This is a genomic window from Lysobacter sp. TY2-98 (assembly GCF_003367355.1).
GTDB lineage: Bacteria > Pseudomonadota > Gammaproteobacteria > Xanthomonadales > Xanthomonadaceae > Cognatilysobacter.
On the sequence record NZ_CP031413.1, the window covers coordinates 1,038,661 to 1,052,676 of the forward strand.

Annotated in this window: 10 protein-coding genes; 4 read left to right on the forward strand and 6 right to left on the reverse strand. The window is 66.3% G+C overall.

Annotation, left to right across the window (positions count from 1 at the left end; all coding sequences use genetic code 11):
• The first annotated feature begins 3 nt into the window (after nucleotides 1–3).
• Nucleotides 4–3,696 (forward strand): efflux RND transporter permease subunit, encoded by a 3,693-nt coding sequence (locus tag DWG18_RS04945; RefSeq protein WP_115645959.1) that lies wholly within the window; start codon nucleotides 4–6, stop codon nucleotides 3,694–3,696.
• A complete protein-coding gene (locus tag DWG18_RS04950) occupies nucleotides 3,693–6,791 on the forward strand; it encodes an efflux RND transporter permease subunit (protein ID WP_115645961.1) in 3,099 nt (1,032 codons plus the stop codon). Before DWG18_RS04945 ends, DWG18_RS04950 begins: the two co-directional genes overlap by 4 nt.
• Nucleotides 6,792–6,846: 55 nt before the next feature.
• Here DWG18_RS04950 and DWG18_RS04955 read toward each other — a convergent pair whose 3' ends face one another.
• From DWG18_RS04955 to ykgO, 6 genes are all read right to left on the reverse strand, one after another.
• Nucleotides 6,847–8,067, reverse strand: coding sequence for a TraB/GumN family protein (locus DWG18_RS04955; protein WP_115645963.1), 1,221 nt, complete (start codon nucleotides 8,065–8,067; stop codon nucleotides 6,847–6,849).
• Between the two features lie 54 nt (nucleotides 8,068–8,121).
• Nucleotides 8,122–8,670 carry a GNAT family N-acetyltransferase gene (locus tag DWG18_RS04960; protein ID WP_115645965.1) on the reverse strand — a complete coding sequence of 183 codons (549 nt, stop codon included), beginning with the start codon at nucleotides 8,668–8,670 and terminating at the stop codon, nucleotides 8,122–8,124.
• 1 nt (nucleotide 8,671) lies between these two features.
• The gene (locus DWG18_RS04965) at nucleotides 8,672–9,562 is read right to left on the reverse strand and encodes a carbon-nitrogen hydrolase (protein WP_115645967.1); all 891 of its coding nucleotides are present in this window, start codon (nucleotides 9,560–9,562) and stop codon (nucleotides 8,672–8,674) included.
• Entirely contained in the window at nucleotides 9,562–10,593 is a 1,032-nt protein-coding gene (locus DWG18_RS04970) for an agmatine deiminase family protein (protein ID WP_115645969.1), read from the reverse strand. Before DWG18_RS04970 ends, DWG18_RS04965 begins: the two co-directional genes overlap by 1 nt.
• Nucleotides 10,594–10,604: 11 nt before the next feature.
• Nucleotides 10,605–10,928 carry a hypothetical protein gene (locus DWG18_RS04975; protein WP_115645970.1) on the reverse strand — a complete coding sequence of 108 codons (324 nt, stop codon included), beginning with the start codon at nucleotides 10,926–10,928 and terminating at the stop codon, nucleotides 10,605–10,607.
• A gap of 176 nt (nucleotides 10,929–11,104) precedes the next feature.
• The gene (gene ykgO / locus DWG18_RS04980; RefSeq protein WP_010342887.1) at nucleotides 11,105–11,230 is read right to left on the reverse strand and encodes a type B 50S ribosomal protein L36; all 126 of its coding nucleotides are present in this window, start codon (nucleotides 11,228–11,230) and stop codon (nucleotides 11,105–11,107) included.
• Between the two features lie 227 nt (nucleotides 11,231–11,457).
• Between ykgO and cmk the strand changes: the two genes are divergently transcribed.
• Both cmk and rpsA read left to right on the forward strand, forming a co-directional pair.
• Nucleotides 11,458–12,129, forward strand: a complete 672-nt coding sequence (gene cmk / locus DWG18_RS04985) for a (d)CMP kinase (protein ID WP_115648036.1) — start codon at nucleotides 11,458–11,460, stop codon at nucleotides 12,127–12,129.
• A gap of 186 nt (nucleotides 12,130–12,315) precedes the next feature.
• Entirely contained in the window at nucleotides 12,316–14,004 is a 1,689-nt protein-coding gene (rpsA, locus tag DWG18_RS04990; protein WP_115645972.1) for a 30S ribosomal protein S1, read from the forward strand.
• The last annotated feature ends 12 nt before the right edge of the window (nucleotides 14,005–14,016 follow it).

The following is a 14,016-nucleotide window of genomic DNA, read 5'->3' on the forward strand; positions in this document are numbered from 1 at the left end:
ACCATGTCCGACTCCCCGCATTCGCTGCCGGACGCGATGTCGCCGAAGGGCGGCATCGTGGAATTCGCAGTACGACGTCGCGTCACCGTCTTCATGGCGATGCTCACGTTCGTGCTGTTTGGCGTCATCGCGCTGCGCGAGCTCAAGGTCAATCTGCTGCCTGACCTCAGCTATCCGACGCTGACGGTGCGCACTGAATATGAAGGTGCGGCGCCGGCGGAAGTGGAGACGCTGATCTCCGAGCCGGTCGAGGAGGCGCTGGGCGTGGTGAAGAACCTGCGCAAGCTGCGCAGCGTGTCGCGCACCGGCCAGAGCGATGTCGTGCTCGAGTTCGCCTGGGGCACCGACATGGACCAGGCCAGTCTCGAAGTGCGCGACAAGATCGAGACGCTGCAGCTTCCGCTGGAAGCGAAGCCGCCGGTGCTGCTGCGCTTCAATCCGTCGACCGAGCCGGTGCTGCGCCTCGCACTCACGGCGAAGAACGCGGCGGAAGGCGATTCGGTGCGCCGTCTGACCGAGCTGCGCCGTTACGCCGACGAAGATCTGAAAAAGAAGCTCGAGCCGGTCGACGGCGTCGCTGCGGTGAAGGTGGGCGGCGGTCTCGAGGACGAAATCCAGGTCGAGATCGACCAGCAGAAGCTCGCGCAGCTCGGCCTGTCGATCGACACCGTGATCCAGCGCCTCGGGCAGGAGAACGTCAACGTCTCCGGTGGTCGCCTGGAAGAGGGCACGCAGCGGTACCTCGTGCGCACCGTCAACCAGTTCCAGACCGTGGACGAAATCCGCGACATGCTGGTGACGACGTCGGCGGCCGGTGGCGGCGCGGCGGCCAGTGCCGCGGCCGAAATGGCGCGCGTCGCTGCAGCGACGGGCAATGCGAGCGCGATGGCGGCCGCGGCGTCGGTGCAGAGCGCCTCGTCCGGTTCGTCGACGCCGGCCAACGGCATGCCGGTGCGACTGAAGGACATCGCGACGGTGACGCAGGGCTTCAAGGAACGCGAGTCCGTGATCCGCCTCGGCGGTCGTGAAGCCGTCGAGCTCGCGATCTACAAGGAAGGCGACGCCAATACGGTCGCCACCGCGGATGCGGTCGAGAAGAAGCTCAAGGAAATCCGCGAGCGCATGCCGGAAGACGTCGAACTCACGACGATCGACGACCAGTCGCAGTTCATCCGCAACGCGATTTCCAGCGTGAAGGAAGACGCGGTGATCGGTGGCGCGCTCGCCATCCTCATCATCTTCCTGTTCCTGCGCGACGGCTGGAGCACGTTTGTGGTGGCGCTGTCGCTGCCGGTGTCGATCATCACGACGTTCTTCTTCATGGGTCGCTTCGGGCTCAGCCTCAACGTGATGTCGCTCGGCGGCCTCGCGCTGGCGACGGGCCTGGTCGTCGACGACTCGATCGTCGTGCTCGAAAGCATCGCCAAGGCGCGCGAACGCGGGCTGGGCGTGCTGCAGGCCGCGGTGCAGGGCACGCGTGAAGTGAGCATGGCGGTGGTCGCGTCGACACTGACCACGATCTCGGTGTTCCTGCCGCTCGTGTTCGTGCAGGGCATCGCGGGCCAGCTTTTCCGCGACCAGGCACTGACCGTAGCCGTCGCGATCGCGATCTCGCTGGTCGTCTCGATGACGCTGATCCCGATGCTGAGCGCGCTGCAGGCGCGTGCCAGCGAGCTCGATGATTCCGAGCCCGCGCCGGAGCACTCGGTCGACGTCTCGCTCTTCCGCGACGCCGTGCTGATCCCCTGGCGTCGCGTGCGGAACCGCGCCCTCGGCGCGCTGCTCACGCTCGTTGCGTTGCCGGTCACGGCGCTGGTCGGCACCTACCGGGTCATCCGCAGTCGTCCCAATCTGTATCGTTGGCCGTTGCGTTCGACGATGCGGACCGCGTTCGCGATTCCGTTGTGGGTGCTGCTGCTGCCCGTGCGCCTGATCGCGCTGCCCTTGTGGATGGTGGGTCTGATCATCCGTTCGCTCACCGGCCCGCTGTTCTTCGGCGCGGCGTGGGCAGGACAGCGCGGCTGGCGCCGGACGGGCACGGGTGTCGTCGCTCCGGTGATGGTGACCGCGAGCAAGGGCGCGATGTGGGTGTACGAGCGCGCGGAGCGTCGTTACATCGAGCTGCTGCCGGCGGCGCTCAAGCGTCCCGCACTGGTACTCGGTTTCGCCGCCGTGGCGTTCGCGCTCACGCTCGCGGCGATTCCGCTGCTCGGTGCGGACCTCATCCCGCAGCTCGCGCAGGATCGCTTCGAGATGACGGTCAAGCTGCCGCCGGGCACGCCGCTGCGCGAGACCGATGCGATCGTGCGTCGCCTGCAGCAGGAGCACGAGAAGGACTCGGGCATCAAATCGCTGTTCGGTGTGAGCGGCAGCGGCACGCGCCTCGACGCGAACCCGACCGAGAGCGGCGAGAACATCGGCAAGATCACCGTGGTGATGGCCGACGGCGGCAGTCGCGAAGTCGAAGCGACGGAAACCGACAAGCTGCGTGCGTCGATCGCCGGCGTCTCGCAGGCGCAGGTCGACTTCCGTCGTCCGCAGCTCTTCAGCTTCTCGGCGCCGCTCGAAATCGAGCTGCGCGGCAGCGATCTCGACAGCCTGCGGGTGGCGGGCGACCGCCTGACCAAGCTGCTCCGCGCGAACCCACACTACGCCGACGTGAAGTCGACGGTGGAGCAGGGTTTCCCGGAAGTGCAGATCCGCTTCGACCAGGAGCGGGCCGCCGCACTCGGCCTCACCACGCGCCAGATCGCCGACGCGGTGGTCAAGAAGGTGCGCGGTGACGTCGCGACGCGCTATAGCTTCCGCGATCGCAAGATCGACGTGCTGGTGCGTGCCAGCGAGGGCGATCGCGCCTCGGTGGACAGCATCCGTCGCCTGATCGTGAACCCGGGTAACGGTCGTGCGCCGGTGACGCTGGAGTCCGTCGCCGACGTGGTGTCGACGACCGGCCCGAGCGAGATCCATCGCGCCGACCAGGTGCGCGTCGCCATCGTGTCGTCGAACCTGCGCGGCATCGACCTCGGTGCGGCGATCAAGGAAGTCGACCACCTCGTCGCGTCGAATCCGCTGGGCACCGACATCTCGATGCACATCGGCGGGCAGGGTGACGAGCTTGGTGAGTCCGTGCGTTCGCTGCTGTTCGCGTTCGGCCTGGCGATCTTCCTCGTCTACCTGGTGATGGCCTCGCAGTTCGAGTCGCTGCTGCACCCGTTCGTCATCCTGTTCACCATCCCGCTGGCGATGGTCGGTGCAGTCGGCGCGCTGTTGCTCACCCGTTCGCCGGTGTCGGTCGTCGTCTTCATCGGCCTGATCCTGCTGGTCGGCCTGGTGGTGAAGAACGCGATCATCCTGATCGACAAGGTCAACCAGCTGCGCGAACACGGCGTGCCCAAGCGCGAAGCACTGGTGGAAGGCGCTCGCTCGCGACTGCGCCCGATCGCGATGACCACGCTCTGCACGCTGTTCGGCTTCCTGCCGCTGGCGCTCGCGTTCGGTGAAGGTGCGGAAGTGCGCTCGCCGATGGCGATCACGGTGATGGGCGGCCTCGCGGTGTCGACGCTGCTGACGCTGGTCGTGATCCCGGTGGTCTACGACCTGCTCGATCGCCGCGCCGACGAACACTACGTGCGTCGTGCGCGCCGCATCGCCGAGCGCGAGGCCGGGGCGCATGACGCGGAGGCGCAACCCGCATGAGCGTCGCCGAACTCAGTATCCGCCGGCCGGTCACGGCGATCATGTTCTTCGTGTCGCTGCTGGTGATCGGCCTGATCGCCGGGGTACGGCTGCCGCTGGAGGCATTTCCGGAGGTGACGTTCCCCGGCATCTTCGTGGAGATGCCGTACGCCGGTTCGACTCCGGAAGAGGTCGAGCGCACCGTGCTGCGTCCGACCGAGGAAGCGCTCTCGACGCTGACCGGCGTCAAGCGCATGGAGTCGAATGCTCGTTCGGAAGGCGCGAGCGTCGGCGTGTTCTTCTCGGACTGGAGCCGCGACGTCTCGATCGCGGCATCGGAAGCACGCGAGCGCATCGACGCCATCCGCGACCAGTTGCCGGATGACCTCAAGCGCTACAGCGTCAACAAGTTCTCGACGTCCGACCAACCGGTGCTCCAGGTGCGCCTGGCGGGCGCGCGTGACCTCACCGGCGCGTACGACCTGATCGAGCGCGAGTTCAAACGTCGTCTCGAGCGGATTCCGGGCGTCGCGCGTGTCGACGTGTCGGGCGCTGCGCCCAACGAGGTCGAGATCGCGATCGATCCGGACGCGCTGACGGCGCATGGTGTCGTCCTCAACGATCTGACCACGCGGTTGCAGACGGCCAACTTCTCGGTGTCCGGTGGCGAGATCGACGATGGCGGTCGCCGCGTGCGCGTGCAGCCCGTTGGCGAGCTGCAGGATCTCGACCAGCTTCGCGAGCTGGTCATTGATCGCAATGGCACACGCCTCGGCGACATCGCCGAAATTCGCCTGAAGCCTGCGCGCATGGACTACGGGCGCCGACTTGACGGCCGTCCGGCCGTCGGCCTCGACATCTTCAAGGAGCGCAGCGCGAACCTTGTCGACGTGTCGAGCCGCGCGCTCAAGGAAGTCGAAGAGATCCGCAAGGCGCCGGCGCTGCACGACGTGCAGGTCAAGATTATCCAGAACCAGGGCGAGGACGTCACGAGTTCGCTGAGCTCGCTTGCGGAAGCCGGCGCGATCGGCCTCGTGCTGTCGATCGCCGTGCTGTTCTTCTTCCTGCGCCATTGGGCGTCGACGGCGATGGTGACGCTCGCCATTCCGATCTGCTTCGTCATGACGCTGGGTTTCATGTACTTCGCCGGCGTCACGCTCAACATCCTGTCGATGATGGGCCTGCTGCTGGCGATCGGCATGCTGGTCGACAACGCAGTCGTGGTGGTGGAGTCGATCTACCAGGAACGCGAGAAGATGCCGGGCAACCCGGTGCTGGCGTCGATCGTCGGCACGCGGCACGTGGCGATCGCACTGTCGGCGGGCACGCTCTGCCACTGCATCGTGTTCCTGCCCAACCTGTTCGGCGAGCGCAACTTCCTCAGCATCTATCTCTCGCAGATCGCGATCACGATCTCGGTGTCTCTGCTGGCGTCGTGGCTGGTCGCGGTGAGTCTGATCCCGATGCTGTCGGCGCGCATGAAGACGCCGCCGGTCGTGCGCAGCGAGAACGGCCTGATCCCGCGCCTGCAGCGTCGCTACGCGACGGCGCTGCGCTGGACGCTCGATCACCGCGGCGCAAGCATCGCCGGCATCCTCATCATCGTCGCCGTCAGCATCTTTCCGATGATGGCGACCAAAAAGAACATGTTCGGCGGTAACGATGGTGACGAAGTCAACATCAATTACCAATGGAAGGGCGCGTACACGAAGGAGCAGATGTCCGACGAGCTGCTGCGTGTCGAGCACTTCCTTGACGCGCGCCGCAAGACCTATGGCATCACACAGCTCTACTCGTACTACAGCGAGCAGGGTGGGGCGATGACACGCCTGACGCTCGATACCAAGCAGGTGCCGAACCTCAAGGAGTTCGTCGACAAGTTGGGCAAGGAGCTGCCGAAGTCCGCACGCGCGGAACTCAGCGTCGGCAACAACGGCGGCAACAACGGCGGCCCGGGCCAGAAGGTGCAGGTGCAACTGGTCGGCGATTCCACCCAGACGCTGGAAGACCTGGGCGCCGACATCGTGCCTATCCTGTCCAAGCGCCCCGAGCTGCGCGACGTGCATGTCGACACTGGCGACAAGAACGCCGAGCTGGCGGTGCGCGTCGATCGTGAGCGTGCGGCGTCGTTCGGCTTCACCGCGCAGCAGGTGTCGCAGTTCGTCGGTCTCGCACTGCGCGGCGCGCCGCTGAAGGAGTTCCGTCGCGGCGATACCGAGGTGCCGGTATGGGTGCGCTTTGCGGGTGCGGAGAAGTTCGGCGTCAACGACATCGCCGGCTTCACAGTGCGCTCGCCGGATGGCCGCCAGGTGCCGCTGCTCGCGATGGTGGATGTCGACGTCCGGCCGTCGGCGAGCCAGATCCAGCGCACGAACCGCCAGACGACGATCACGATCCTCGCGAGCCTTCCGGACAAGGTCGAGCCGGACAAGGCGAAGAAGGCGATGGAGGACACGCTCAAGAGCGTGCAGTTCCCGCCGGGCTACACCTACAGCTTCGACGGCAGCGCGTTCCAGGAAGACGACGAAGCGACCGGCCAGATGATGATGAACCTGGTGCTCGCCCTCATCATGATCTACGTCGTGATGGCGGCGGTGTTCGAATCGCTGCTGTTCCCGTCGGCCATCATGTCCGGTGTGCTGTTCTCGGTGTTCGGCGTGTTCTGGCTGTTCTGGCTCACCGGGACCGAGTTCAACATCATGGCCTTCATCGGCATCCTCGTGCTGATGGGCGTGGTGGTGAACAACGGCATCGTGATGATCGAGCACATCAACAACCTGCGTCGCCGCGGCCTGTCGCGCACGGACGCGCTCGTCGAAGGCAGTCGCGAACGCCTGCGTCCGATCCTGATGACGATGGGCACGGCGATCCTCGCGATGGTGCCGATCGCCGTCGGCCACACGCAGATGGCCGGCAACGGCCCGCCGTACTACCCGATGGCGCGCGCGATCGCCGGTGGCCTCGCGTTCTCGACGATCGTCAGCCTGCTGTTCCTTCCGACGATCTACGCCATCCTCGACGACCTGCGGAATGCCACGGCGCGACGCTGGCGTCAGGCGCGCGGCAAGCCGGTGGCGCCGGGCTTGGCGGCAGCGACGGCGATGCTCGCGGAGTGATGCACGAAAAAGGGGCCGCAAGGCCCCTTCTTCGTTACGCGACTTCGAAACGCTGTCAGCCGGACAGCTTGCCGACGATGCGCGCGATGGCGATCCATTCGCCCGCCATGGTGCCGAAGTTGGTCAGGATGAACACCAGCAGCGTGCGTGCGACGCGATTGCGATACCAGCCGCGCAGCGTGCGAACGTCCTCGCGCAGCGAGATGAAGTCGGCGTAGGTCGGCTTGCGCAGGCGTGCTTCGACGAGCGCACTGACGGCACCTGCCGGAATCGCAGGCCGGAACGGCTTGAACGGGGCGACGATCGCGCCCGCCAGCACGCTCAGCGGATGCCCGCCAGCGAGCAAAGCCCCAAGGCCTGCGAGCACCGCCGTCGCCACGAACCACTGCACGAGCACGCCGGACGCGAGCGCGAGGCCGCCATGCCGGAAACCCCACACCACGCCACCGACCAGCAGCGCAGTGATGACGAGCGTGAACCACGGCACCTTGCGCTTCTTCGGTGTCGCTTCGAGCGCCGCGCGCACCGTCGCGGGTGCGTCCGACTGCAATTCGAGTTCGCGCGAAAGCCCTGCGAGATGGCCGGCACCCACGACCGCCAGGACGTTCGCAGGGCGAACGTCGGACGACCCGGCCTCGCGCAGGCCCGCCGCCATGTAGCGATCGCGCTCGGCGATGACGGTTTCATACAGCTGCGGACTGTGGCTCGCGAACTCGGCGAAGCTCGATTCGAGCATGTCGCCTTCCTTGAGCTTTTCGATCTCGTCTTCCGGTACGTCCTCGCTCGCGACCAGCGACAGCGCCAGTCCGCTGCCGAGCTTGATGCGCTGCCACCAGTTGAGCGACGCCGCGGCGCGACGGAACGTCAGGCCGACGTCGCGATCGATCAATGACACCGGCACGCCACGTTCGCGCGCGTCGATCACGGCCTGCTTCAGTTCGGCGCCGGGCTCGATGCCGAGCTGCTCGGCAAGACGGCGCTGGTAGGCGGCGAGCGCGAGATTCGCCGCGAACATCGCGGTGCGTCCGGTGCGGATCACTTCGACGAGATCGAGCCTCGCCATCGCCTCCGGCTCGACCAGCGCCTGCATGCGCGCGCTGTCGAGTTCGACGGCGACGTGGTCGAACGCGCCGGTCGCGATCGCATCGCGCACCGCGTCGACGCTCGCGCGGGAGACGTGCGCGGTGCCGAGCAGCGTATAGCGCACCCCGTCGCGTTCGACGATGACATGCGGCTGCGTGGCGATCGCGTCGGGCAGGGCGTGCGTCGGATCCATGGGGCCTCTAAAAACGGCGGCGCCCGATGGCGCCGTGCGTGGCAGGGTAGGGACTCAGCGACGGTCCGGCAACGGCGATGTTTCCGGCGCGGTGCGATCGCCTGCGCCCAGTGCGCGCAACAGCTGCACGCTCTCGAGCCAGCGCCCGTGCTTGCGTCCGATGCCGGGAAACCGCGCAACTACGCGAAATCCGAGGCGTTCATGCAGCGCGATCGACGCGGTGTTCATCGCGTCACCGACCACCGCGATCATCTGTCGGTAACCGAGTGCGGTGCAGTCGTCGATGAGTGCAGTGAGCAGTGCGCGGCCGACGCCGCGTTCACGCGCCGCATCGTCGACGTAGACGCTGTTCTCGACGGTCCAGCGATAGCCTTCGCGCGCGCGGTAGGCGCTGGCGTAGGCATAGCCGACGACGTGACCGTCGAGCTCGGCGACGCGATACGGATAGCCGGCGTCGATGATCGCCCGCCATCGGTCGCCGAGAGTCAGCAGCGACGGCACGTCATACTCGTAGGTCGACGTGCCGTGCTCGGCTTCGTAGGCGTAGATGCGATGGATCGCATCGAGATCCGTCTCGACGGCGGGACGGATCTCGGGCGTCATGTCAGTCGCGGTAGCGCTTGAGCAGATCGCCGTAGGCGTCGATGCGGCGATCGCGCAGGAACGGCCAGATGCGGCGCACGTCTTCGCTGCGGCCGAGGTCGACCTCCGCCATGAGCACCTGCGGGCTTTCGATCGACGCTTCGGCCAGGAATTCACCCTGTGGACCGAGCACGTGGCTCGAACCCCAGAAGTCGATGCCGCTGCGGCCGATCGGCGACGGCTCGTGGCCGACGCGATTGCACGACAGCACCGGCAAGCCGTTCGCTACCGCGTGGCCGCGATGCGACAGGATCCACGCACCGCGCTGGCGATCCTTCTCGTCCTGCGCGTCGTTCGGATCCCAGCCGATGGCGGTTGGATAGAGCAGCATCTCGGCGCCGGCCAGCGCCATCAGGCGCGCGCCTTCTGGATACCACTGGTCCCAGCACACCATCACGCCGAGACGGCCGACGGATGTGTCGATCGGCTGGAAACCCATGTCGCCCGGCGTGAAATAGAACTTCTCGTTGAAGCCCGGGTCGTCCGGGATGTGCATCTTGCGGTACTTGCCCGCGAGCGAACCGTCCGCGTCGAGCACGACCGCGGTGTTGTGATACAGGCCCGGGCCGCGACGCTCGAACAGCGAGCCCACGATGACGACGCCGTGCTGCTTCGCGAGCGCGGACAGGCGCTCGGTGGTCGGGCCAGGAATCGGCTCGGCGCTGTCGAACTCGTCGACGCACTGGTGCTGGCAGAAGTACGCGCCATTGTGCAGCTCCTGCAGCAGCACGAGCTTCGCGCCGCCCTTCGCTGCCTCGGCGACGCGCGTGGCGATCACTTCGAGGTTCGCGTCCGCGGTGCCGTGATTCTTTTCCTGGACCAGCGCGACCGGCAGGACTTTGTTCTTCGACATCAGACCACTCCTTCCGGCAGCTGCATGGTGATGCAGTGCAGGCTGCCGTTCTGCCAGATCAGCGGACGGCAGGACACCATGACGATCTCGCGATCGGGAAAGGCCTCCTGCAGCACGGCCTTCGCGCGCGTATCGGCGTCGTCGCCGTACGCGGGTGCAAGCACCGCGCCGTTGACGATCAGGAAGTTCGCGTAGCTCGCGGCGAGGCGACGTCCTTCATCGAGAATCGGCTGCGCCCACGGCAGCTCGAATACGCGATACGGACGGCCGTCCCTGGTACGAAGGGCGGCGATCTCTTCGCCCATCGCGCGTAGATGCGGATAGTGCGAATCCGAGGGATCGTCGCAACCCTGGAACACGATCGAATCGGGCGACGCGAAGCGGGCGAGGGTATCGACGTGCGCGTCGGTGTCGTCGCCTTCCAGATAGCCGTGGTCGAGCCAGAGAACGCGGTCCTGCGCGAGCCAGTCGGCAAGGTTCGCCGTGAGCATTTCGCGCGAGGCGTCCGGATGACGCTGGTTTAGGCACTGCCACGTCGTCAGTAGCGTGCCTTCACCGTCCGTATCGATCGCGCCACCTTCCAGCGCGAACGGAATCGACGTGCGTTTGGCGCGCTTGAACAGCCCGCCGCGCTCCAGTGCTTCGACGAGCGCGTCGTCGCGACTGGCTTCGAACTTGCCGCCCCAGCCGGTAAAACGGAAGTCGAGCAGACGGAAAGCGTCGCCCGCGCGCAGCGTGATCGGGCCGGAGTCGCGCAGCCAGGTGTCGTCGTATTCGCTCTGGACGAAACGCACGCGCGACAGATCGACGTCCCCGGCTTCGAGCACGCGGCGCGCATGCGCTTCGAGTGCGGCGTCAGCCACGCACACGATCGCGCGCTCGAAACGCACGATCGCGCCCACGAGCGCGACGTAGGTCGTCTCGACTTCAGTCAGGCGATCGGCCCAGTCGGTCTCCCCGTGTGGCCACGCGATGAGGACGGCGGACTGCGGCTCCCACTCGGCGGGGAGCCGGACATCGGATTGCGTCATCAAATTTCCTGTCAGCGGATCGCGGGCTTCGGGCCGATCTCTTCGGCGTCGACCTTGTTGGCGACGGCGTCGATCACGCGGCCGTGCTCGAAGTAGACGGTGAATGCGGGATACACCCAGCGCTGGATGGTCGGCCACTGGCGCTTCTGGCCGCCGGCAGGATCGAGGCGCTGCGCCGGCGCGCCATAGCGCTTCTCGACGTCGGCAACGCGCATGCCGCGCGCCGGCATGGCCGCGCTTTCCTGCTTCACGCGATCGATGAGCAGCGTCTCTGCGTGGACGGTGCCGGCGGAGAGCAGGGCGAGGGCGGTGACGGCCAGAACGGTGCGAACCATGGTGTCTTCCTCGGGCGGCGCCCGGAGCGGGATGAAGCGGCGATTGTATGCAGCGGCCGCATTGTCCGAAGTACGGCCGCGCAGGACGGTGAAGGACGCGCAGCGATACCTGCGTCCCAGAACGCGAAAAGCCGCCTTGCGGCGGCTTCTCGGCGAACCTGCAAGGTGTCGCGCGATTAGCGCTGACGAGCCTTGAAGCGCGGGTTCGACTTGCAGATCACGAAGACCTTGCCGCGGCGGCGGACGACCTTGCAGTCACGGTGACGGGCCTTCGCCGACTTCAGGGAGGACAGGACCTTCATGAGTAAAACCTCGGCAAAAGAGAAAGACAGGCAAACGAAGCCGCGCATTATAGCGGCCTAAGATTTTGAAAAACAATGGGATGTTGGATCAGGACGGAAGCTCGTCCTGCGGGGCGTCCAGCGGTAGAGCTCGATGGCAGCGGTCGATCGGGGCCGGTCACGCGCCGGAGGCGCAGGGGACGCCGCGGGCCATGGGCATTTTCGCGTCCACCGGCGAGAATGGCGACATGGATCCCAACGTCCCCGTGCTCACCATCGACGGCCCCTCCGGTTCCGGGAAGGGCACGATCAGCCGCCTCGTCGCCCAGAGCCTGGGCTGGCACTACCTCGACTCGGGCGCGCTCTATCGCGCGGTCGGGGTCTCCGCCGGCTGGGCGGACCTCGACCTCAGCGACCCCGGCGCACTCGTCCGCTGCGCGTTCGACAGCCGCATCGAGTTCATCGAGGTGCCGGATCAGGAGCTGCGGATCCTCATCAATTCGCGGGACGCTACCGATGAGATCCGCACGGAGACGGCCGGTGCGGCCGCTTCGGCGATCGCGGCAATCCCCGAGGTCCGCACCGCGCTGAAGGAACGCCAGCGTGTATTCCGGCAGCCGCCGGGCCTGGTCGCCGATGGTCGCGACATGGGCACCGTGATCTTCCCGGACGCGGCGACCAAGGTGTTCCTGACGGCCAGCGCCGAAGAACGGGCCGAACGGCGGTATAAGCAGTTGAAGGAAAAGGGAGTTTCCGTTAACTTGGGCGATCTGCTGCGGGAGATTCTTGCCCGCGACGCGCGCGATGCCTCCCGCGCGGTGGCGCCCTTGAGACCGGCCGACGACGCCGTCTGCATCGACACCACCGGCACCGGCATCGAAGCGGTGGTCGAACGCGTGCTGTCCCTGGTCCGGCGGTAACCCTTCCCGGTTACGCCGGGATCGTTTCCTACCAGAGCCCGTAACCGTCCGGCTGGCAGAACCGGCCCGTCGCGCTGTGCGACGGATCTCCACTACACGGTGCGATCCCCGCACCCCCAACGGGTGGGCCTGCGATGACGCCATAAGGCGCGTGCAGAGCCTGTGTGTCCAACAGAGCAATTTCCAATGACCGAATCATTTGCCGAACTGTTTGAAGCCAGCCAGACCAATCTGGCGAAGCTGAAGCCGGGCTCCATCGTCACCGGTATCGTCGTGGATGTCCGCGGCGACGTCGTGGTGATCAACGCCGGCCTGAAGTCCGAGGGCATTGTCCCCATCGAACAGTTCCGGAACGACGCCGGCGAGATCGACGTGGGCGTGGGCGACGAAGTCAAGGTCGCCCTCGACTCGATCGAGAACGGCTTCGGCGAGACCGTCCTTTCGCGCGAGAAGGCCAAGCGCGCGATGGTGTGGGACGAACTCGAGCAGGCGCTCGAGAAGAACGAGACCATCACCGGTCGCATCAGCGGCAAGGTCAAGGGCGGTTTCACCGTCGACATCAAGGACGTCCGCGGCTTCCTGCCGGGTTCGCTGGTCGACGTGCGCCCCGTGCGCGATTCGAGCTACCTCGAGGGCAAGGAACTCGAGTTCAAGCTCATCAAGCTCGACCGCAAGCGCAACAACATCGTGGTCTCGCGCCGCGCCGTCGTCGAAAGCGAGCACTCGGAAGAGCGCGAGCAGCTGATGGAGAAGCTGGTCGAGGGCGCCGTGCTCAAGGGCGTCGTCAAGAACCTCACCGATTACGGTGCGTTCGTCGACCTCGGTGGCATCGACGGCCTGCTGCACATCACCGACATGGCGTGGAAGCGCGTGCGTCATCCGTCGGAAGTGGTGGAAGTCGGCCAGGAGCTCGACGTTCGCGTGCTCAAGTACGACCGCGAGCGCAACCGCGTTTCGCTCGGCCTGAAGCAGCTCGGCGAAGATCCGTGGGACAACATCGCCCGTCGCTACCCGGCCAACAGCCGCGTGTTCGGCAAGGTCTCGAACGTCACCGATTACGGCGCGTTCGTCGAGATCGAGCCCGGCGTCGAAGGCCTGGTGCACGTGTCCGAGATGGATTGGACGAACAAGAACGTCAATCCGTCCAAGATCGTGCAGGTTGGTGACGAAGTGCAGGTCATGGTGCTCGACGTCGATGAAGAGCGTCGCCGCATCTCGCTCGGCATGAAGCAGGTCACCTCGAATCCGTGGGAAACCTTCTCCGTCCTGCACAAGAAGGGCGACAAGGTCGAAGGTCAGGTCAAGTCGATCACCGACTTCGGCATCTTCATCGGCCTGGACGGCGGCATCGACGGCCTTGTGCACCTGTCCGACATCGCGTGGAACACCACCGGTGAAGACATCGTGCGCAACTTCAAGAAGGGCGACACGGTGGAAGCCGTCGTCCTGGCCGTGGATCCGGAGCGCGAGCGCATCTCGCTCGGCATCAAGCAGATGGAGCAGGACCCGATGGGCTCCTACGTCGCCACCAACTCGCGCGGCTCGATCGTGCGCGGCACGGTGACGGCGGTCGACGCGAAGGGTGCGACCGTCGAGCTCGACGGTGGCGTCGAGGGCTACATCCAGGCCCGCGACATCGCGCGCGAGCGCGTCGACGATGCGACGACCAAGCTGAAGGTTGGCGACCAGGTCGAGGCGAAGGTGATCGGCAACGATCGCAAGTCACGCCAGATGCAGCTGTCGATCAAGGCGAAGGACTACGCGGAAGAGAGCGAAGCGGTGGCGGACTACAACCGTCAGTCGACGGAAGCCTCCGCGGGCAACATGAGCCTCGGCGCGCTGCTGCGCGAGCAGCTGAGCAAGAAGGGCGAGTAACCGCCTAGCAGT

What these genes read in the sequence shown, in the direction of transcription:
- DWG18_RS04945 (WP_115645959.1), top strand. Translation starts at nt 4, where the DNA reads ATGTCCGACTCCCCGCATTCGCTGCCGGACGCGATGTCGCCGAAGGGC.
- DWG18_RS04950 (WP_115645961.1), top strand. Translation starts at nt 3,693, where the DNA reads ATGAGCGTCGCCGAACTCAGTATCCGCCGGCCGGTCACGGCGATCATG.
- DWG18_RS04955 (WP_115645963.1), bottom strand. Translation starts at nt 8,067, where the DNA reads ATGGATCCGACGCACGCCCTGCCCGACGCGATCGCCACGCAGCCGCAT.
- DWG18_RS04960 (WP_115645965.1), bottom strand. Translation starts at nt 8,670, where the DNA reads ATGACGCCCGAGATCCGTCCCGCCGTCGAGACGGATCTCGATGCGATC.
- DWG18_RS04965 (WP_115645967.1), bottom strand. Translation starts at nt 9,562, where the DNA reads ATGTCGAAGAACAAAGTCCTGCCGGTCGCGCTGGTCCAGGAAAAGAAT.
- DWG18_RS04970 (WP_115645969.1), bottom strand. Translation starts at nt 10,593, where the DNA reads ATGACGCAATCCGATGTCCGGCTCCCCGCCGAGTGGGAGCCGCAGTCC.
- DWG18_RS04975 (WP_115645970.1), bottom strand. Translation starts at nt 10,928, where the DNA reads ATGGTTCGCACCGTTCTGGCCGTCACCGCCCTCGCCCTGCTCTCCGCC.
- ykgO (WP_010342887.1), bottom strand. Translation starts at nt 11,230, where the DNA reads ATGAAGGTCCTGTCCTCCCTGAAGTCGGCGAAGGCCCGTCACCGTGAC.
- cmk (WP_115648036.1), top strand. Translation starts at nt 11,458, where the DNA reads ATGGATCCCAACGTCCCCGTGCTCACCATCGACGGCCCCTCCGGTTCC.
- rpsA (WP_115645972.1), top strand. Translation starts at nt 12,316, where the DNA reads ATGACCGAATCATTTGCCGAACTGTTTGAAGCCAGCCAGACCAATCTG.